Genomic DNA, 21,173 nt, shown 5'->3' with positions numbered 1-21,173 from the left:
ATTAAAATAACAACAATAAGGCTTGCTGTCAATGACTACTTTTTTGTATGATAGAATCTACGATTTATCTATAAGGGGACTACGAAATGGTAACAATATATGATGTAGCGGCTAAGGCAGGCGTATCCGCTATGACCGTCTCCAGAGTTATCAATAACACTGGCAAAATAAGCGAAAAAACGAGAACGAAAGTAACTCGTGTCATGGAAGAGCTAGGTTATGTGCCGAATCAAACGGCACGAAGCCTCGTGCTCCAGCAAACGAAGCTGCTATTCCTGCTCATAACTGATATTATGAACCCCTTCTATACGACGCTTGCTCGCGGCGCAGAGGATGCTGCCAAACGTTCAGGCTATCGTCTGCTGTTTGGGAACAGCGATGAAAATTTGGACAAGGAAGCCGATTATGTGACGACCATCTTGACGACTCGCGTTGACGGAGTTCTTGTTGCACCTGCAGGAGATCCTTCGCTTCCTCATTTGAATTCTCTGCGCAAACATAATGTGCCATTCGTGCTGCTTGACCGTGAGGTGCCAGGCATTGATTGCGATATTGTGCTCGGCGACAGCAGGGACGGCGCAAGAAGACTCGTTGAGCATCTTGCATCACAAGGTCATCGCACGATTGCTATGGTGAATGGATCTTCATCCATATCAAGTGCGAGACTGCGGCTGCAAGGCTATCAAGACGGCATGAAGCTTAACGATTTGGCTTATAACGAGCATTATGTATTTGAGACCAGCTTTGGTCCTTTAAACGATTTGACAGAAATGGGTCAGTGGCTCGATCAGCTCTCCCCTCCTCCAACCGCCATAGTTGCGGGCAACAACGTGCTTGCTGTAGAAATTTTACGACTGTTTCGTGAACGGGGAATGAGTGTTCCTGAGAATATGTCCATCGTTTGCTTTGACGACCTGGGGCCTTATTCAGAAGTAGAGCCTTTTCTAACGGTTGCCGCTCAGCAAGCGTACCAATTCGGCTACATGGGCATGCAAATGCTCGTCGACCGTATTCATGAGCGTGAAACAGAGCTGCCATGGAAAAAAATCGTTTTGCCGGCAGAGCTGATTATCCGTAGATCGGTAAAGAAGATTCCTTCGCTTTAAATGATACTGCTTCTTATAAAAAATGCCTTGAGGAGACCCTCTAGGCACTATTTTTAATTCTCTAGCTTATTCTTGCTCCTTCAAAACGGGTAGCTATTCCACTCTGAATTTCGACGTTTTTATCAAAAACCGTCGCAAATACTTCAACTCTATCACGAGCTTGTAATTGTACAATACCACCGGCATCAATCAAGCCGCTTACATTCGTAAAATCTTCTTGGTCTGAAATTCTTGGCACACCATTTACTCTTATCTCTAAATCAAACGTAAATGTTGTTACTATAACCGTTTGAAAAAAGACACTTGCAAATAATTTGGAGAGAATGCCCCCTATCTAAGCATTTTGCTAGAATTTGCTCCTCGTTTTTTACAATCATGCATAAACTAATCGTTATCATTGCGTTGCACCCCCATAATATGTTCTCTATGCAGTATATCGAGCCAAAACTTGCAGTGTTTGGACAGATTAACAGCCAAAAAAGGCCGGAACTCCTCCTACAAGGAGAAATCCGGCCTTAGGGCTTGATTGCATTTGAGACTAGTCGCTAGTATTGTTTTGGCGGAATCTCGGGAGGGATGTCCGGCTTGATCTCAGGTACAACCTCTGGTTTAATCTCTGGGATAGTCTGAGGCTCGATTTCTGGAATGGGCTGATCAGGCTTGATCACCGGCGATTTCGGAGGTGTAATTTCTGGCTCATGTCCTGGATTCGTCTCAGGAACTTCCAGCGGCTTGTTTTCGTTATCTGACATGCTTTATCAGCTCCTTTTCGCGTATAAGTAGGTTTACCCCGAAATCGTCTAAAAATAACACGCTACCGCAAAAATCCAAATATTAACCGTTCCTTACCTTAACGTTTGATTGCAATGATTTCTTACACGAATGAGCTAACTATTCAAAAGTGCATGACGCAAAAAAAGCAGAGCAATGGAGATATTGACTCTCCATGCTCTGCTTTTAAAAATAAATCTACGGCTATGAACGTCACTCGCTCCAGCCGTTGACATAATCGCGCCATGCATGCCTCGGCATCCAGTTGAGAAGCCGTTTGGCCTTCTCATTGCTGAGGAGTGTTTCGTGCCCCTCCAACGGCTTGCGGAAATCATTGACCTCGGGAAAACGTGCTGCCATAAGCGCCCGGCTTGGCAGCGCCATGCTGGAATCATCCGCGGCAAGATTGATCGCCACGCTTCCTAGTCCCTCTGCTTCAATAGCTAGCTGACAAGCCTCAGCTGCATCTCTAGTATCGATGTAGCTCCATAAAATACGTTCGCGCTGCTCGGGATCATGAATAAATGACTCGAATCTCTCATACGCTTCAGGCGCAATGACATTGCCAAGACGGAATGACACCACCTGCATACCTGTTCGCCGATTGATCATATCCGCCGTTTGTTCGTTAACGATTTTGGACAATCCATAGCTGTCCTCCGGAAGCTGCGGATGTTCTTCATCGACAGGTACATATTGTGGGCCGAATTTCTCTTTGGCAAACACCAGACCGTAGGAAGATTCGCTTGAAGCGATGACTGCCTTGCGGATACCAAGACCCGCCGCAGCCTCCAATATATTGTAGGTAGACATCACATTGTTGTGAAACGTAACCTCATTCGGATGCGAGTAAGCAACTGGAATCGCTGCCAAATGTACGACTGCATCAGCACCAGCCAAGACGCCGTATACTTCGCCCAAATTGTTCAAATCAACGATTACGGTACGGCACAATGGCTCTGCCGGATGTTTTACGTCCGCATTTATGACCTCGTATCCCTGATCGACAAAATGCTTGACCACCCATTTGCCCAGCATACCGCTACCGCCTGTAACCACTACTTTCGGCACTTCATTCACTCCTTATTATGAGCCTACGATTTGTTCAATACGTTCTAAAACATCTGCACTTAGCACGATGCCTGCCGCCTTCACGTTCTCTTCCACCTGTACAGGGGAACTTGCTCCAACTAGTGCACTAGAAACATTCGGCTGCCGCAAAATCCAAGAAAGAGCGAGCTGCCCCACTGTTAGCTCCAGCTCACTTGCCACAACACTGAGCTCGCGCACTTTGTTGATTTTCTCCTCGGTAACACCCTTGCGCATGCCATCGAGCTTCGCAGCACGACTGTCCGCGGGTACTTCATTCACGGAACTGTACTTGCCAGTCAACAGTCCTTGAGCTAGCGGCGAAAACACGACTTGTCCAATTCCGCCGCGCTCTCCATAAGGGATGACTTCCTTCTCAATATAACGGTTGAACATATTATAAATCGGTTGGTTAACCACGATTCGATCTAATAAGTAACGATCGGCTATGGCATGCGCTTCCACCATTTGAGCTGTTGTCCATTCGCTGACGCCAACGTACAACACTTTCCCTTGACGAACCAAATCGTCGAGTGCACGCAGAGTCTCTTCCATCGGAGTACTCGGATCATGACGGTGACAGTAATACAAATCTACATAATCAGCTCCAAGCCGTTTCAGGCTGGCGTTACATTGCTCCATAATATGTTTGCGCGATAATCCCCGATCATTTGGACCGTCGCCCATCTGGCCAAATACTTTGGTTGCAAGCACATAGGATTCCCGAGGAAAAGCACGAAGCGACTCGCCCATCAACTTCTCTGCTTCTCCCCTCTCATAAACATTTGCTGTATCAAAAAAATTAATGCCAAGCCCATAGGCGGTTTGAATTGCATTCACCGCGTTCTCGCGTTCTACGTATCCTCCGTATGTCAACCAGCTTCCCAGGCTGATCTCGCTAACCTTTAATCCACTTTTCCCTAATTGACGAAATTGCATCTCTACTCATCTCCTCTTGAATTGTAAAATAGCAATCGAAATGTTTTCTTTAGCTTGCATCTCTATTCTAGTGAAGTTTGTTTCAAAATGTAAGTAGTGAAAAAAAGATCACTATATTATATGAAATATACATACTATACAAAAAGTAACTATTGTATTTTCCTTATATTTAATAAAATTATCCAGCAGGGCTAGTCGAATTACTTTCCACTTCTGCCAGCCATTGCAACACTTTGCCATCCATCTCTTTTTGCAAGTCCTCTATATTTCCACTATCTTGATGTAACCTATTTAAATATTTTTCTGGGAACATTTTTTTCAAAGAAGACTGATAGAGATTACCGTCTTTCGGTTCTGTATATTCGATTACAACATATCCTGTTGCTTTTTTCTTTAAACGAATAACTGCAGGCAATGAATGTCCCACTTGATTTTCTATGCCAGTAGATTTTTTAAACCCGCCAAAATAGGAATGCATATATGCAGTAATGATCCCAGATAATTCGCTCGTGCCATAAACGTGATGTACCTCAAATTGCTTCTCCGTTTGAGTAGATACCGTTGAGTATTTCTGTATAATGTGATTTGAAATGACCTCGTCCATTTCTTCGGTTAACTGATTCTCACTATTTGCAGATTGTATCTCTTCTGACTCACTTGACACCATTTTCCCACTGCTACTCTCTGCGCCATTATTCTCTTCCATCTCACAGGCACTAAGTAGGCAAACGACTGAAATCATGACAAACCATATTTTGAACTTCACTTAAAATCCTCCTATTAACGCTATTTTAATGGATAGGTTTCATTTCAAAGCGGATCATATGCTCACAATGAATTAGACTCCTACGTGGTCATTAAGGTTGCATTTATGGATATTTTATCCACAAACCTTTGTTCAGTTGATCCACTCTTCTGCCCGTGAACAGGTAAAAGGCAGTCGCAAGTATTGCGCTGCCTCCTCCAGATAATCGTGCTGTCATTTGTGAATCTATTCCTTAATCAAGTTTTTCCGGAATTCCGTAGGTGATTGTCCGCTCCATTTATGAAATTGCTTGGTGAAAAAGAGCGGATCATTGAAGCCGACAGAGGTCGCAATTTGGGCAATAGTAAGCTCCCCTTCTAACAGCTCCTCCGCCTTCTTCATTCGTACCTTTAGCAAATATTGCATAGGCGGCAAGCCAGTTGCATCCTTGAATAATCTCGTTAAATGCGCGCGATGATAGCCGAGTGTTCGTGCGATTTCCTCTATCGAGAGCTGTTGTCCATATTGCAAGGAGATTAGGCGGATAGCCTGATCGATTTGTCGATAAGAACGAGACTCTGGTACGATCTCGTCGGCTATTCTCGTAAGATTCATACGTCCAAGCTCATGCAATATTAATCTCAGCCAGCCAGAAGCCTCCATATTGCCAAGCGCCGGGGCATTCGTTTTCTCCATACCTTTGCGCATTTTCCTGAACATCCTATCGACCGCAGGCAGCGAGAATCCGCGAATAACAGCAAGATCTGGTGTAATACCAATGGAACTAAGAGAAGACTCTACAATATCTCCTGAGAAGCCCACCCAAGTATATTTCCAAGGATTATTCATGCTTGCCACGTATTTCACCAAAATGTCTGGGAAAATGACGAATGCATCACCCGCGCTGCAGTGATAAGTCTTACCCAGCGTTTCGAATACGCCCTCTCCATCCAGCACAATGTGAATCAAATAATAATCATGAACGGCCGGTCCAATAAAATGGCCTCCTACTGGTTCGCCGCTTCCGCTAAACAATACCGACATTTCGCCTTTAAGCGGGGCTGTATTAATACTCATGGAAAAACGATGATGCGTTGCCACCTTTACACCTCCAACAAGCTCATTCCTATAAGCATACTAAAAGATGCAACATTTCTCCATATAATGCTTCGTTCCTTCCATATTCATTTACAGTTGTTCTCCTTATACTAGAGGAGTCAGCAATCATCCAATAGGAGGCTATTGTCTAATGCCTAAAATTACTTTTATCGGCGCAGGAAGCAGCGTTTTTGCCAAAAATATTCTTGGAGATGTCATGCAAACGCCTGCACTGCAAGGTTTTGAAATTGCTTTATTTGACATTGATGCTGAGCGTCTTCTCGATTCCGAGCAAATGCTCCTTAACATTAAAAAAACAAGTGAAAGCACCTGTCAAATTAAGGCTTATACAGACCGAAAAGAAGCGCTCCGCGGAGCCAAATACATCGTAAACGCCATTCAAGTCGGCGGCTATGACCCTTGCACTATTACCGATTTTGAGATTCCAAAAAAATATGGCTTACGCCAAACCATTGCCGATACAGTAGGTATTGGCGGCATATTCCGTAATCTGCGCACCATTCCTGTTATGCTTGATTTCGCTCGCGATATTAACGAGGTTTGTCCAGATGCTTTGTTCCTTAACTACACGAATCCGATGGCAGTGCTAACTAATGTCATGAACACATACGGCGGCGTCAAAACAGTTGGCTTATGCCACAGTGTACAAGTATGCGTACCGCATCTATTTGATCATTTGGGTATGGACACAACGGGTGTTAAATACAAAATTGCAGGCATTAACCATATGGCGTGGCTGCTTGAAGCGAGCAAAGACGGTGTTGATCTCTACCCAGAAATCAAACGCCGTGCAGCCGAGAAGCAATTGGAGAAGCATAATGATATGGTTCGCTACGAGCTGATGTTGAAATTCGGCTACTACATTACCGAATCTTCTGAACATAATGCTGAATATCATCCATACTTCATCAAACGCAATTATCCAGAGTTAATCGAGCGTTTCAACATTCCTCTCGATGAGTATCCTCGCCGCTGTGTAAATCAAATTGAAGGCTGGAAATCGATGCGCGAATCGCTTATCAATGACAGCAACCTTGAGCACTGCCGCAGCCATGAATATGCTTCATACATTCTTGAAGCCATAGAATCCAACAATCCGTTCAAAATTGGCGGCAACGTGATGAACACTGGGCTAATTACAAATCTGCCTAAAGAAGCTTGCGTTGAAGTACCGTGTCTGGTTGATGCGAATGGCGTTACACCTACATACGTCGGTGATCTGCCGCCACAGCTTGCAGCGTTAAACCGCACGAACATCAACACGCAACTATTGACAATCGAAGCTGCGATTACTGGCAAGCGCGATCATATTTATCACGCTGCCATGCTTGATCCGCATACATCTGCAGAGCTGTCAATGGATGACATCGTTTCGCTATGTGATGAGCTTATCGAAGCGCATGGCAACTGGCTTCCAAGCTACAAATAAATATTACAAGCGCAAGCAAAATAAAAACAAGGCCGATGACTGCATCGTTATTCAAGCAGTCGTCAGCCTTGTTTTTTTGAAAAACTATCACAAGGGCATAGGCAAACACATATCCTAACCCAGTAAACATTCAACCAGTATATGGAAGAGGGGCAGGATTTTCAAATGACTTCGTATATGGATTATACGTCTCCACAGACGGAATTTGCCTATGATATGAACAACAATTCTTTTTTCAAAAAAGATCCTTATAACTACATCAATTTGCTGTCAGTCAAGCAATTGAATACGTTAACTAATCTATCTCTTCTAGATATCTACCTTAGCAAAAGCAACGTCGTTGAGCCTCATTACCATCAGAATGCCGCTGAGCTCGTTTATTGTATTTCGGGTGCAGCTGAAATCGCGCTAATGAATCCTTTTACGAATGAATTCCTTCATTACCTTGTGCATCCAGCCCAAGTCGTTAACATCCCTCAAGGGTGGTGGCACTATGAAATGGCGACTGTCGATAACACGCATCTGCTTGCAATCTTTGATGCGCCAACCCCTCAAGTCATTTTTGGCTCCGATATTTTAAGGTTAACTCCAACTAACATACTTGCGTATACCTACTGCTTGGATCAAGAAAAACTAGAAAACACGTTAGCTCCTTTAACAGATACCGTTATTCTTGGCCCTCCGAGCAATTGCAGCTATAATCCGGTAAAAGGTCAAAGCAAAAATATGCAAAAGCATAGCCAAGCTCCTATCCAGCAACAAGCCCAATTTCAACCTAATCAAACTTTGCCATCCAATCAAGCTTATCAACCTAATCAAGCCATTCAATCGACCCAAGCTAAACCAAACCAAGGTTACTACCATCAAATGTATGGTCAGCAGTATTATCAGCATCCATATTAATAAGTTTAACGCAAGCTTCGCAGCTTGAAATAGGCAGGTAAATAAAGAGCCGAATGGATCGTTCTCATCCACTCGGCTCTTAGTGTTATTTTACAATAATTTGTATAACATCACTTACCGTTACTCCACTACCATTCACAAACTCGCCGCGATATTGATAACTGCCAGGAGCTTTTCCTGAAATTTGTGTAATTGCCGATTGGGCACTTGGTGTGTGTGAAGATAAAGATTGCGTTTCAATAAGTTCGCCATTTTCATATAATCGATACTGTGCTGCGTTCGTGCCCCACCACATATTAGCAGTAATGATATAGTTCCCATCTTGATCCCAGTTGTCACTGGACAACACAGGTTTGCCGGGATTCGCCTCAGCCACGGTGACGGTGTGTGGATCACATGAAGTCGTTCCATACCCATTCGATAACTCACATGTATACACATAGGTTCCATTTGGCTTACCTTGAATAGGAATAATGGAAGTCTGGGCAGCTGGCGATACATCGGCCAGTGACTTCGTTTGGATCAATTGGCCATTCTCGTACAACTTATACAGTGAGCCATTATTTCCCCACCACATATTCATCGTAACCTCATAATTTCCATCATGTAAGCCTGTCGCAACACCGCTATTATTCGAAAGAGTCGGTTTACCTGGCACCCCATTTGCAAGCTGCTCCGGACTAACGGAATGCCGTTCGAACTTGACTGCATCAACCCTCGTATAGATCATATCGGCAGGTAGAGTTGGCGGATCTACCGTTGTCGGAGTAACCCTGGTTAAACGAACATACTCGCTGCCGTCTCCAGTGAAGTCGAACGTTCCAAGATTAACCCAACCCGACGAGCCGACTGTCGCATCGATATACGTGACCTCGGTAACGGACTTATGCTTCACTTCCACTTTGACATAATTATCGTTTGCCGTCGTATGGACGATCTTGTAGATGGAGACCGTATATTTCCCCTCTGGAAACTGGCCTTTCCACGTCGCTGATGATCCTTGAACTGTAGAGTATCGGGACTTAACACCAATTTTGTATCCTGCTAAATTGCTTTGGCTCCAAGACCCTGCTGTCGTGTATAACCCAGTCGTATTTGTGCTGTCGACAATAACCGTTAGGTCTCTGATCGTTATGGTCAAAGGAGGTGTTGTTAAGGTTACTCCGTCAATCGTTACAGTGGCCCATACCTCAATGTGATCCGTTTCCCCATCGAGACTTTGAAGGGTCAACAAACCGCTATTGTCCACTTCAGCCAGATCGGTTCGATCAACGAAATACTGCACATTTGCCTGTGTCAGATCACCAATCAGACCGTTTTCCAAATAGCCGGTTACGCTCAGTTGTGCGGTTTGAGTCATCTGCAGTTCGTCCCGATCCGATAGGATCACCGCAGACTCCAATTGCGGCATCCTGTTTGGGTCCACCCACATGATCGCATCGGCAACAACCCGTGACTTGTTGGCCTTATTGGTTAATTCCACATACCCACTATCGCCTGCTGCAAAAGGATAAGCTCCCAGGTGCACCCAAGTCCCATTGGCCGTTGTCTCATCAACGGTAACCGTTTCGGATCCCCCGCTATAATAAACGGTAAAAGAGGCATTCGTTGCCCAATTTTCACTGGCAGTGGTTATTTGCGGAAGCTTGTAATACACGCTGTAAGTAACACTTTCCGGCAGCTCAGGCCGCCATACTATTCTGCTTGTCGCTGTGCCGGCCGTCGATTTGGCATACACATAGTTATCATAGTAATAGTCGTTAGCCGTTGTATCCCGTATCCAGACGCCTTCTGTCTCCGCCTCCGTATTATCCACAATGATAGATGAACCATCCTGCCAATCCGGTTGAACTGGAGTTGTCGTTACCTGATCAGGCAGATAGAGTATCCGCTTGCGGGTCTGTTTCCCGTCCGATTCCACATAATAAGTGAAGGTTTGGGATAAATCGTTTACCCGTATCGACCATTCCATCGGATATATCGCATCTGGAATGGTGGTATACGTAGCCCCGCCATCTAAGGAATAATGGATTGTCGCTGGTTTCGTCGTTTTTGCCTGCACATAAGCATCATAAACCGTTTCGTCGGGCTTAACGATCAGCATGCCTTTAACCGCATCGATTGGACTGTGGATATCGAAGAAATAGCTTGCATCCGATGTATCAGCCGTTCTAACCTGATGCAGCGGCACGTCAATGTTGAGTCCTTCTACAATGATAGCAGTTATTCCCTTGCTTGATACCGTAGTTTGAATGCTTCCGCCGCTCATAACCGCTTGCTCTGGTGTGCCATTATCGCGGATGATGGTTACGGTATAATCCTGTGCCGGGTTGAACCCAATGATTTCCGCATTCAATTCAATCGAAGTCTGAACTTCATCGGACGATGAGTTGCTTAGCCCGATGTAGAATTTATCCCCGCTCTCTCCCGTTATCCAGTTCAATTGAGGATCGTTAGTCTGGATAATCCCCTTGGGCATCCAGAGCCAAACGTCGGAATTACCGTAGAATTGACCTGGTTTATTCCCATAAAGGTGATATTTGAACCATAAAAAATTCGTTTCGAATACGGAAGGAAATGTAATGCTCCCGTTCGATTTCAATGATTGTTCGCTGATCAAATAATCCATCGTTTGCCCGAGCTGCCCCGGAATATGGTGATAATAGATGGATGTAGCCCCGCTTGGGCCTTCTAGAGGAAATTCCGGTTCAAGTTGACTAACGGCGAAACCCTTATAGTAATAACCTGGATAGCTGGAATATCGTCCGATGACCGCATTATGAGCGATATCCTGCAGCAGTTTATCACCTGTATAGAGCGACAATCTCAGCATGAACGGCGCTTCCTGAGCGTTCATCCGATAATAGCCGGTTGTGCTTCCCGCCTCAAACGTCAATCCGCTCGGTGAAACCAGCCAACTATCCGCTTGTACGCCTCCGGCTACGTCCTCTGGGAGCTTGCCCCTCGGATATTGGTATTTCCCGCTTTCCGGCCAATGGAACGACTCCGCGTAATTATACGTCTCGGGCTGTGGAATCGTAACGGTACCTTCAGGAACTGGACGGGCAACGAACATGGTGGCGTACCTTTTGGCTTCCTTATATGCGGCATTCAAGTATTTAGGATCCTGAGTTTCCTCATAAAGCTCCAAAATCTCCATCCACAGCTTGCTATAATAATAAATGAACTCATTTTTGCTCACATCGACGGATTCAGGAGTATCGATATGCTGCAGGATATAGCTGTCGGCTGCATCCTTGGCAGCCTGTAAATACTGCGCATCTCCCGTCATACGATACATCATCAGCGGCTGAATGACAGGGCCCCGGTCTTTCTGGTCAGGATCACGCACGAGGTACTCTTCCTGAGCCAGCGCCCCAATTCCTGCCGAAGTGCCCATCATCTGATTAACAGCGGCTACGCTTGAGACATCGAACGGCAGGGTGGCCATTTTCCATAACGAAGGCACGCCGTATACTTTCTTCTGCGTCGGCGACCAGCCGATACCATTTCGCGATACGCCATACTGGACGGACGGCAATGCTCTCGTATCGTAAAGCTGGTCATCCCCGGTCAAATAGTAAGCCCCCAAAAGAACTGCATTCGAGCTTGTTCGTACGCTATCCTCGTTTTCGATATCAATAAAGCCCTTGGCACGGCTCCACCACCCGCTGGGTGACGGAACAAACTGAACAGAGTCGTCTCCTTGCGGCTCTATCTTGAGCAGATCGATCATATTGAACATCGCGTCAGTAAGCGACTGATCGGCAACATTTTCCCGGTATGCCGAATAACCGTATTCACTGCGGAGAATATCCTCGTAGGCCTCATACAAACTGCTGTTTTGAGCGATTAGCCCCATATGGAACTGATACGTGTTTTCTGCGGTCATTTGCGAATAAGTCCCCAGCTGAGGAGCATAAATGATCGGCTGCACGCTGCCTTCGTTGTTGACAAGACTCATCCCAAGCCGTTGTTTCGTAACGCCTCCCGTCATTTCAAATTCAACCGGAAGCTCTTCCGACGGTACAAATACGCCATACGTCAAAGCGTTCCCCACTCCGTCATTCTTCTCAACCAGACTCATCGGAGCGGTCAACTCTCTCAAGCTTGTTGATTCCACTGTACCTACCATTTTTGCATGTGACCTGAAACCATTTAACACTTCATTAACGCCAGAGATTAGCTCTGTTGTGAAAGACTGATAGCCGATCACATAATTGCCATCCCGGCGAGGTGTAAAGGCGACGGAAACATCAGGTTTGTCCCCTGACATGGACCAGTTCACTTGAAAATCGTAATCGCTTCCATGCATAGAATCGGTTAATACCGCCGTGTGGCTGTCGGGAAAACTAATCCCGTCGAATGTAATCCAGCGTTTGTTCATCGTATCGTAGTAATTGGTTCGGCTTCCCGCATTCCCATCCAATAAAACCCATTGCTCCTCAAGCCTTTCCGCCACATTGTTGATTGGCATCCAGTTCCCCGTGTCCGTGTTTTTGTAGAACATGTCACGAACGATGGATTTGCCTCCATCCCATGCTGCCTCATAGAAGGTCGCCTTATAGTTTGCATTTTCGATGCTGCCTTTTTCCGTGTAACTGAGATTCGTTAACGTGCGGCTCCGCAGCGGGGGCAACGGTGGTGCTTGCTGCCGAATATTTCCTTCGAACTTGACCGCATCGGCCCGGGTAATAATCGTGCCCGTCGTAGGTTGCGTCCGGGTGAGCCTTACAAATTCGGTATCGTCGCCACTAAAATAATACTCCCCCAAATCCACCCATCCGACCGATGGGCCCGACGAAGGTCTAAGATCCATAAACAAAACATCCGTAATCCCGTTGTGAACAATCTCAATCTTTACATTACTATCTGCTTTATCCGCCCAATCAAGCTTATAAAACGATATTCTCGCAGTCCCTGCTTCCAAGCGCGGGTTCCATGTGATACTTCTGCCTACGGCATCCGTATATTTGGAACTGGAATTATTGTATCCCTTCACTCCAGCGCTTGTGGTCCAATAAGGAGCGGAGAACCCGTTACTCGCGTTACCTGCATCAACGGTGACCACATTGTCAATCGTGAGGCTTCCATCATCAATGATGATCGTCTTATGCGGCTCTTTCTGCTGAATATTCCCTTCGAACTTGACCGCATCAGCACGCGTAAGGATCGTGCTCGTAGTGCTGGTTGACCGGGTCAATTTAACGAATTCTTCACCAACCCCGGAAAAATAGTACTCTCCCAAATCAACCCATCCCGCAGGTGCGCCAAATGAGGGTCTCAGATCCATAAAGAGTACATCCGTCGTTCCATTATGAACGATTTCAATTTTCACATTGCTATCTGCCTTATCCTCCCAGTTAAGCTTGTATAACGATATTTTCGCCGTTCCCGCTTCCAATCTTGGATTCCATGTTATCGATCTGCCTGCCGTACTCGTATATTGGGAGCTGGAATTATCATACCCCTTCACCCCTGTGCTTGTGGTCCAATTTGGATCCGAATATCCGTTGTTCTCGTTACCCACATCAGGTGTCACAACATCATTAATCGTGATGCTCCCGTCATCGATGATAATCGTCTGATACGGTAAGGTCTCCGCATAAGTGGTCCTTATTCCGACTAGGCTGAAAGGAACTACTATCGTCACGAGGAAAACGATTAAGAAAAACAGTTTCCTTTTGACCAAACCACTCACAGCCTCTCCTTCTAATGATAACGCTTCCAAAATAATAATGCCCCCTTTGCTCGAATGGTCGTAAAGAAGCAACTAGCCTTATCCTTCTGGCTAATCCCGCTCTGTCGTTTTTATCATAGCATGTCACATCACCGTGAAATTTCTTTCATTTCATGAATTTCTTATAAGATATTAAGCAAGAAGAAACGGCTTCGCCGTCCTCTGCAAGAGGAGGGGATCCGTTTCTCGTAGAAATAGAAGAATACTTTATCGCGTGAAACATATAAAGAGTCTTATATCAAGCAAAAACGCCTTTAGCGTCCTTTAGACGCTGAAGTAGCTTTGACGGTGAAATATAAGCCCTTTATAAGCTAACAAACTTATAAACTCTTATATTTAAAAAAAGAAACCTACATCCTAATTGACCGCTCAATTGCAGTCAGATAGGATGTAAGTCTCCCAAGTGGACAAAGCCTAATGATTAATTATAATGGCGGCTGTACCAATAACAACTTCCCAAGCTGAATTACCGTTTGATCATACCAAGCTGGATGCTGCCGAACATGCTCCGTACTTCGTTCATTGCCGCATGCCTCAAACACAGCCGCTTTGTCTGTTTTCTCGATATCGACTTCGAAGCGAACCGTATGTTTCCCATTCGGGAGCTCCGGTAAGAAAACATACTGATTTCGATTATGATCGTTGTGTGGTGTGAATCGATCGATAAGAAAGGGTTCCCCTCCATCCACCGACACCTTCAATCTGCCGGAATCTGGCCCCCCGATATCGAATAACCCGATATGGGTTCCCTCGAATTGCACCGTGGTAGCCTCTCCAGGATCGACTGCTCGCCATAGGCCGGGGAACAACCAATTGTACTCGCGCGCTAAAGCAAAATCATCGGGGGTCATGTAAGACCATCCTGCCGAAAAATGAGTAAGACTATCCAGTGGCAGCATGGCCGCATACTCCCAAGGATTAGCCGGGACCAACGGATTCTGAGGCAAGTGATGTTCCAACCTTCCCAGGTGATCTCGAAGTTCGCTAATTTTCTCAAATGACCGGGTGATCGTATCCGTGTAAATCTGATGCCCTTCGGGAATTGTCGGATGGATCGAATCATGTGTAAAAATAACGGCTCCGGGATTGGACTGCTCTGCCCTTGAGGTGAAAATGAGCTTTCCCTCGGACACCAATTGACTGACCGCTACGCCCAGATGAATCGAAGGTATACCGTAATAATCGGCCACTTCCTCCTGCATAAGGGCCCCCTTCTGGTATTCGCCAGATTGAAATAGGGCCACATCCCGCTCCTTCAGCGTATAAACGAACAAGATATCGGTAAACCGGCTCCGCTTGCGGATCTGACGGACAATTCCTTCGATCCGGGCCTTGGATTCGGGAACTCCGCCATCGTTACCAACAAATTCAACAAACACAAGATCAGGCTGATGAAGCAGCACATCCGTCTCCAAGCGGGCGCAGCCCAGGTCCGATCCTGTCCCATCAATGCCTGCGTTCACAGAGCGGATTTCCGCATTGGGATATTTACCTCGAAGCCAATCCGCCGTCATGACCCTGTATCCTTCAGAACGTGTATTACTGCCGCCAAAATAGACGATTGTTACTGTTTCCCCATTTTCCAACTTTGGAATGACATTAGGCAGCCCTCTTCGAGGGAATAATTCCTTCATCGCGACTTCACCTGTCCTCACTTATCGTTTTAGGAGCATACCATTTTACAGCAAACACTTCATAATAAGGAGAACCATAAGTTGCGCAGAAATTAATCCGGACTCGTGTTACACGTTTCGCATCCACCTTATGTTTATTCAACGTGAGATAATTTCCACGGATGATGATTTCACTCTCGGTTCCGTCTTCTAAGGTCAAGATCACATCATAATCTTGGACAAGGAGCTGGATAGGATCATCGAAATGCTCCAAATCCAACTGTGAATTGAAAACAAGATGGATTTCGTCCACATTTTTGGGGCTTGCAAAACAGAATTCCAACCATTCCTGTCCTTCCGTACGTTCAGAAATCCAGCCGTTCGGTAGACCATAAGGTCTGGAGAAGCCATTGACGACATTCTCGGGATTATACATATTTTGGGCTGGTAACAGGTCCTTGAAGCATATGCTCTTATTAAATTTCTTCAGCCTGGACGGCTCTTCCGGCCTATAATGGAAGCTGACCGCTCCTGTCAATTTCTCTTCATTAGCGTATACGGCAAGGCTCGCCGTACCTTCCAATACGATATAGATTTTGTCGTCAGCCGGCTTCTTGCAGCTGAGGTCCAGCGTAATCCAGTCGTCATGACCGGCTGCAATAACCAAGCGGTAGTCTTTCAACTCGCTGGAGGGGATGTAGTTTTCCTTCCGTTCCCCGCCAAACAGCTTCACGTGCAGAGTTTCCGAATGCTCGGACATATTTTTAATTTTGATCCGTACGCTTTCAGCCAAGGATGTCTGAATCGGTAAGACCAAACATAACGCTTTCTCCAAGGAAATCTCTTCGGTTGGATGAAGATTGTCATAGCTGCGCTGAGACGAGGCACGAATAGTTAATCCGTCAGCGAAGTAAGGATCCAATTCCTCTTGAAGCCCTACAATCGTTTGACCGTCTCTAAGCAGCAGCGCCTGCAGCTCCCCCATATGAGCTTCGACTATGGCCGCGGGGTCTGCCTCATATTTCAAGCATAACGAAGCAGCCGTTCCAACCGCCTGCCCCATACAACCGCAGGTTGCCATGACCCTTGTAGATCCGAAAGCCACATGGGTAGCACTTATATTGCGACCAGCGAACATGAGATTAGGAATATTTCGTGAAAATAAACTGCGGAAAGGGATATTGTACAATCCAGGCACGAAATTCCATGCTGTAGCCGGCCCCTCATCGTAGATGCCCTTATTCGCATGTAAATCCATATACCATCCTCCGACGGATACAGCATCTTCGAAATGCGGCTTTGCTGTAAGATCGTTCTGAGACAACATATGATCCCCTATAAACCGCCTCGACTCCCGCTTTCCCGGAATCGGGCATACGTAATCCAAGATGAGATTGTCGACATCATCAAATTCGCCGCTATTTTTGATATAATCCCATATCCCGTACACCAATTTCCGCAGTTCCAATGCGATGTCTTCATTATTCTTGATAATATCCATATGTCCGCCATATTCCAACCACCACAGCCCGCCAAGCCCGTTGATTTTTCTTGGAAAAGCCCGATGGTTTAAGCCTTTTCTGATACTATCGAAAAAGGCCAACTTCGTAATATCATACGCAAAGCCAGGCCTTTTGTATGGAACGGAATAGTCTACGTCACGGGCTTGAAACAGGATCGTATCACCCATGGTGTAATGGTCCGCCACTTCAGGAGCCAATTCTTCCTTGTATTCATGTTTCGCTTCTCTCCCCCATCGGAAGTGAGCACCTGCTTGATATCCGACAACTCCATCTCCGGAGCAATCGATGTAAGTTCGGCTTTCAAAACGAAATTTTCTTTCGGAAGCGAGTTGAAGGCCCTCCACCCATTTAATTCTGCCGTTCTCCATGCCCGTTTCATGCACGCAGGTATTCAGGAATAGAGAAATGTTAGGCTCATCATAAACCATGTCGAGCAAGACCGTATCCGAAAGCGAAAGCATAAGCTTCTTGTTGTATAACGGATTATAGTGAAAAATCTTCAACTTGAGTTCTTCCACGAGCCCGCCCTCGCGTGCATAATAGGATGGACTGTTTCCGAGATATGCCGACCCGTTGATATGAACCCTGACCTCGCTGCTCGCATTTCCCCCAAGAACCGGTCGATCATTAATAAGTGAAACTTGCAGCCCTTGGCGTGCGGCAGCAATGGCAGCACATATCCCAGCAATACCTCCGCCTACAACGGTTACATCTGCTTTAATAAGCTCCATTTTGATAACCTCCATGATTAGATCCTTCTATCATGGTAATCCTTTTGATCCCTTTTTTTTTACATGATTTCGCGAAAAAATCATACATTTTTTTGTAACCTTATTTGGATTCATACCGTGTCATTTTTATCCGATATTGCTTAGGCGTATCACCCGTATATTCTTTAAATAGTTTGCAAAAATAACCTTCATTGACGATTCCTACTTCCTCGCACAATTCCAATAAAGAATAATCCCGAACATTTAACAGCTCGAGAGCTAATTGGATTTTTTTACGGTTGATGTAGCTGATAACGCCTTCGTTCATTGTTTTTTTGAATAAGCTGCTAAAATACGATGGAGCTAAATTCACATCCTCGGCAATAGCCTCCAACGTTAAACGCTGTTTCAGGTTTTTCTCTATAAACTGCATAGCACTCATAATTTCTGCACGATGTAAAAGTTGACCAGCGTGTACATATTCGAATGTGAAGTCGCCAATATAGGCAAGCTGCTCCCGAAACGCCATAAATTCTATGGGGAACTCTGCTACTTCCGTGGCCAGCTTGTTCCCCGATTTAAACTTCACAGTAATGTCTCTATACAAGTCTCGCAGCATAGGCGCCATGATGGATTTATGGATTTTATGGTCCGTAACAAATTGGTTCAAATCAGCAAAAGCTTTCTCCAGCTCTTCCTTGGAAACCTTTCTTTTCACCCATGCAAGAAAATCAGCCAGTTTCTGCTGAAATTCCTCTTTTCTGTCATTATGGTAATGGAACCGATGCACGGGTGTTTTTACTACTTTCTCTGTATGATAATAGAAATCCTCACTCACATTTTTAGCTTCCGTGTATGCTTGTTTGATAGATTCCCAGCCTCGGTGCGGACCTCCAAAAGCAACGGATACCCTTTGATTCAAATATTGATGCAAATGAGAGACGATCTGCCCTCCCAATGACTGGCAAGCATATTCCGTTTCCATATCACTGCGATTATTTTCCCAGGAAAGAAAGCCAATGAAACGATTATCGGATAGATCCGCAGCTACACCTCTGCCACCATTCATCACCGTTTCTTCGATTATATTCGTAATCGCATATTTCAAGATGTTTTGGTCAGCGGCAGAGTACTCGTTTCGGAAACTTTCATACAGATTCATTTCAACAATGAAGCAGCAATAGTTGGCTTGAAAGAAATGGAACTGCATGCGATTGGCAAAATCTGATGCCCGATGAGAAGGAATTTCGCCTCTAATAAGCTCGTTAAAAAATTGCTTGCGGACTCTATATTTATTTTCAAGCACGGATACGTTTAACGATTGAAATTCCGCTTCTTTTTTCTTAACCTCATTTAAAATCCCGGCTGCCTTATCTAGAGCTCGATCCAAATCCGCTTCCCTGAGCGGAACCTTAACAATGTACTCCAGAACGTTGGCCTGAATAGCGCGCTGGGCGTATTCAAAGGATGAATAGGCGGTCAAAAGTATGTATTGAGTATGGGGGAGCTCCGGCTTTAGCTGCTCAATCATGGAAATTCCATCCATTCGCGGCATAACGATATCAGATATCACGATATCCGGTTTAAGCTTTAAAATCTCCTCTATCCCCTCCAGCCCATTATTCGCTTTTCCCACTAAATGAAATCTCCTATCCCTATGGGAGAGCTCGTTAAAAAACAATTCCAATCTTTGAATGATTAGATCTTCGTCGTCAACAATGAAGCAGGTGTAGTCTCTCACCATCATGCATCTCCTTTAAACAAGCCTGCTGGGAATAAAGCGCGAACACGGGTTATTTCCTTAGGTATGCTTATGATTTGGAGCCCGAACTGTTCTCCGTAATGAAGTCTTATTCGGCCATGAATATTATTTAATCCGATTCTTTTCCTTTTTACTTCCACATCACTCGGTTCTGAAATTAAAATATGCTTTATTTTATCAGCTGGAATTCCCTCGCCTTGATCAACTACTTCTATGATGACGATGCCGCCCTCCCTGTACGCATGAATCGTAATCGAACCCTCGATCCCCCCTCCGTTATAACCATGGAAGATACTATTCTCCACAAGGGGCTGCAGCAGCATTCGAAAAACCGAAAAATCTATTAACCCTGCTTCGATATTCTCAATCAATTGGAAATTCCTGTTATAACGGATGTTCTGGATCTCGATATAGTCCGATACATTTCGCAATTCCTGACGTAGTGAAACCTTCTCCGAAGCGTCATCTATCCCGTATTCCAACAATGAAATGAGAGACCCGATCACCACATCTACTTTCTCTATTTGTCCTAGGCGTATAACATTGCTGATAGAACCAAGCGTGTTATACAGAAAATGAGGATTTATTTGCGACTGCAGCACTTGGATTTCCAGCTTCCGCTCAAGTTCATTATGAAGCTCCGCTCGCCGAATCAGTTCCACAATTTGCCGCAGCATACGATCGAAGGCTCGGGAAAGATCTCCAAACTCATCGTTTCGGTTAATCGTTATTGTAGTTGTCAGGTCGCCTTGCTCCACCCGCTTCATTTTTGTTTTGAGCGCATAGAGCGGATTCCTTATATATTTGGCAATAAAAAAGGAAATGATCAAACTTAAGAGAAAACCCGCGGCTAGAAGCCCGATATAATAGGTTTCTAGTCTGGACAAAGCAGCTTTCAAGCGTGATTCATCGTTGATCGAGATGATTGTCCAATTGAATTTCTCCGTCGGTTTTTTCAGAAGGGAGACCGGCAAACCATCCTTGGTATGCAGTTGAAGGCTTGTTTCAGCAGTATCAAGAATTTGTTCCGCTGACGTTTCCCCGATTGTAAAAGTGTGATCTTGAATATTCAGTGGTCCTATATTTTCCGAAAATCCGGCAATGATTTTACCCGATGCGGTGATCAGAGCTAGATTCATTTGTTCTTTTTTATTAATCTTGAACAAGGTTTCTTCAATGGCATTTAGATCCAAATCTACTGCAATGGCCATAGGAAACGGAGCGCCGTTTAGATATCGAACCATCGTAACTGTCCAGCCTGAATACTTGGATTTGTAAGGAGCACTGACAAAGGTAGTCCTTCTGTTCTTGTCAGCCGCATCAAACAAAGGTTCTCTTTCAGCTAAAGGTTCATCGAATATTCGGGTAGGTGTACTTCCGCCTAGAATAGATAAATCGCTTTTAATTAGGTAAATATTACTGACGTAATTACTGTTGAGTTCATATAGCTCTCTTAATTGCTTTTTGATCACTTCCGTATTGTCAATGTTGGCTTTCACCGATGTTTCGACCGAGAACAGGATCGTCTGGAAGGAGGAAAAATTAACGGTGAAATACTGATCGACCTTATCAAGTATTTGGTTGGTGTAATAAATATCATTGGTTCTTATTTCCTTTTGGACATAGCGATAAGACAATTGGCTTATCAAGATTATGCAGCTTAATACAAACGCAAACACGATAAAAAATAGTTTTAAAGGCAAGCTGATTCTTCTTCGCATCGA

Annotated in this window: 14 protein-coding genes; 3 read left to right on the top strand and 11 right to left on the bottom strand. The window is 45.0% G+C overall.

Features of this window, described 5'->3' with window-relative positions:
- Window positions 1–86: 86 nt before the first annotated feature.
- A complete protein-coding gene (locus tag AC787_RS06645) occupies window positions 87–1,106 on the top strand; it encodes a LacI family DNA-binding transcriptional regulator (RefSeq protein WP_054024056.1) in 1,020 nt (339 codons plus the stop codon).
- A gap of 61 nt (window positions 1,107–1,167) precedes the next feature.
- On the opposite strand, the gene AC787_RS34060 is transcribed toward AC787_RS06645, so the two are convergent.
- The 6 genes from AC787_RS34060 to AC787_RS06620 all read right to left on the bottom strand — a co-directional run bounded on the left by AC787_RS34060 (window position 1,168) and on the right by AC787_RS06620 (window position 5,751).
- A complete protein-coding gene (locus AC787_RS34060; RefSeq protein WP_161807521.1) occupies window positions 1,168–1,344 on the bottom strand; it encodes a hypothetical protein in 177 nt (58 codons plus the stop codon).
- A gap of 307 nt (window positions 1,345–1,651) precedes the next feature.
- Window positions 1,652–1,858 carry a hypothetical protein gene (locus tag AC787_RS06640; protein WP_054024055.1) on the bottom strand — a complete coding sequence of 69 codons (207 nt, stop codon included), beginning with the start codon at window positions 1,856–1,858 and terminating at the stop codon, window positions 1,652–1,654.
- 232 nt (window positions 1,859–2,090) lie between these two features.
- The gene (locus tag AC787_RS06635) at window positions 2,091–2,948 is read right to left on the bottom strand and encodes an NAD-dependent epimerase/dehydratase family protein (protein WP_054024054.1); all 858 of its coding nucleotides are present in this window, start codon (window positions 2,946–2,948) and stop codon (window positions 2,091–2,093) included.
- 15 nt (window positions 2,949–2,963) lie between these two features.
- Window positions 2,964–3,905, bottom strand: coding sequence for an aldo/keto reductase family protein (locus AC787_RS06630; protein WP_054024053.1), 942 nt, complete (start codon window positions 3,903–3,905; stop codon window positions 2,964–2,966).
- A gap of 178 nt (window positions 3,906–4,083) precedes the next feature.
- Window positions 4,084–4,671, bottom strand: coding sequence for a hypothetical protein (locus AC787_RS06625; protein ID WP_054024052.1), 588 nt, complete (start codon window positions 4,669–4,671; stop codon window positions 4,084–4,086).
- Window positions 4,672–4,896: 225 nt separating this feature from the next.
- Window positions 4,897–5,751 (bottom strand): AraC family transcriptional regulator, encoded by an 855-nt coding sequence (locus AC787_RS06620; RefSeq protein WP_235560919.1) that lies wholly within the window; start codon window positions 5,749–5,751, stop codon window positions 4,897–4,899.
- Window positions 5,752–5,899: 148 nt separating this feature from the next.
- Between AC787_RS06620 and AC787_RS06615 the strand changes: the two genes are divergently transcribed.
- Both AC787_RS06615 and AC787_RS06610 read left to right on the top strand, forming a co-directional pair.
- Window positions 5,900–7,198, top strand: a complete 1,299-nt coding sequence (locus AC787_RS06615) for an alpha-glucosidase/alpha-galactosidase (RefSeq protein ID WP_054024051.1) — start codon at window positions 5,900–5,902, stop codon at window positions 7,196–7,198.
- A 165-nt stretch (window positions 7,199–7,363) separates the two neighbouring features.
- Window positions 7,364–8,101, top strand: a complete 738-nt coding sequence (locus tag AC787_RS06610; protein WP_063847494.1) for a cupin domain-containing protein — start codon at window positions 7,364–7,366, stop codon at window positions 8,099–8,101.
- Window positions 8,102–8,186: 85 nt separating this feature from the next.
- Here AC787_RS06610 and AC787_RS06605 read toward each other — a convergent pair whose 3' ends face one another.
- The 5 genes from AC787_RS06605 to AC787_RS06585 all read right to left on the bottom strand — a co-directional run bounded on the left by AC787_RS06605 (window position 8,187) and on the right by AC787_RS06585 (window position 21,170).
- On the bottom strand, window positions 8,187–13,832 hold the full coding sequence (locus tag AC787_RS06605; RefSeq protein WP_152970595.1) for a hypothetical protein: 5,646 nt from the start codon (window positions 13,830–13,832) through the stop codon (window positions 8,187–8,189).
- A 434-nt stretch (window positions 13,833–14,266) separates the two neighbouring features.
- Window positions 14,267–15,475 carry an SGNH/GDSL hydrolase family protein gene (locus AC787_RS06600; protein ID WP_054024049.1) on the bottom strand — a complete coding sequence of 403 codons (1,209 nt, stop codon included), beginning with the start codon at window positions 15,473–15,475 and terminating at the stop codon, window positions 14,267–14,269.
- Window positions 15,476–15,482: 7 nt separating this feature from the next.
- Complete coding sequence (locus tag AC787_RS06595; RefSeq protein ID WP_054024048.1) at window positions 15,483–17,723, bottom strand: FAD-dependent oxidoreductase; 2,241 nt, start codon at window positions 17,721–17,723, stop codon at window positions 15,483–15,485.
- An 85-nt stretch (window positions 17,724–17,808) separates the two neighbouring features.
- Complete coding sequence (locus tag AC787_RS06590) at window positions 17,809–19,431, bottom strand: response regulator (RefSeq protein WP_054024047.1); 1,623 nt, start codon at window positions 19,429–19,431, stop codon at window positions 17,809–17,811.
- Window positions 19,431–21,170 carry a histidine kinase gene (locus AC787_RS06585; protein ID WP_054024046.1) on the bottom strand — a complete coding sequence of 580 codons (1,740 nt, stop codon included), beginning with the start codon at window positions 21,168–21,170 and terminating at the stop codon, window positions 19,431–19,433. Before AC787_RS06585 ends, AC787_RS06590 begins: the two co-directional genes overlap by 1 nt.
- Window positions 21,171–21,173: the final 3 nt, after the last annotated feature.

The organism is Bacillus sp. FJAT-28004, from assembly GCF_001280845.1.
Classification (GTDB): Bacteria; Bacillota; Bacilli; order Paenibacillales; family Paenibacillaceae; genus Pristimantibacillus.
The sequence above is the reverse complement of the archived record's forward strand: the minus strand, read 5'-3'. Positions and strand labels throughout refer to the sequence as shown.

Coding starts and splice junctions, on each gene's coding strand:
- AC787_RS06585 (WP_054024046.1), bottom strand. CDS start 21,170: ATGCGAAGAAGAATCAGCTTGCCTTTAAAACTATTTTTTATCGTGTTT.
- AC787_RS06610 (WP_063847494.1), top strand. CDS start 7,364: ATGACTTCGTATATGGATTATACGTCTCCACAGACGGAATTTGCCTAT.
- AC787_RS06640 (WP_054024055.1), bottom strand. CDS start 1,858: ATGTCAGATAACGAAAACAAGCCGCTGGAAGTTCCTGAGACGAATCCA.
- AC787_RS06600 (WP_054024049.1), bottom strand. CDS start 15,475: ATGAAGGAATTATTCCCTCGAAGAGGGCTGCCTAATGTCATTCCAAAG.
- AC787_RS06615 (WP_054024051.1), top strand. CDS start 5,900: ATGCCTAAAATTACTTTTATCGGCGCAGGAAGCAGCGTTTTTGCCAAA.
- AC787_RS06645 (WP_054024056.1), top strand. CDS start 87: ATGGTAACAATATATGATGTAGCGGCTAAGGCAGGCGTATCCGCTATG.
- AC787_RS06595 (WP_054024048.1), bottom strand. CDS start 17,723: ATGGAGGTTATCAAAATGGAGCTTATTAAAGCAGATGTAACCGTTGTA.
- AC787_RS06590 (WP_054024047.1), bottom strand. CDS start 19,431: ATGGTGAGAGACTACACCTGCTTCATTGTTGACGACGAAGATCTAATC.
- AC787_RS06630 (WP_054024053.1), bottom strand. CDS start 3,905: ATGCAATTTCGTCAATTAGGGAAAAGTGGATTAAAGGTTAGCGAGATC.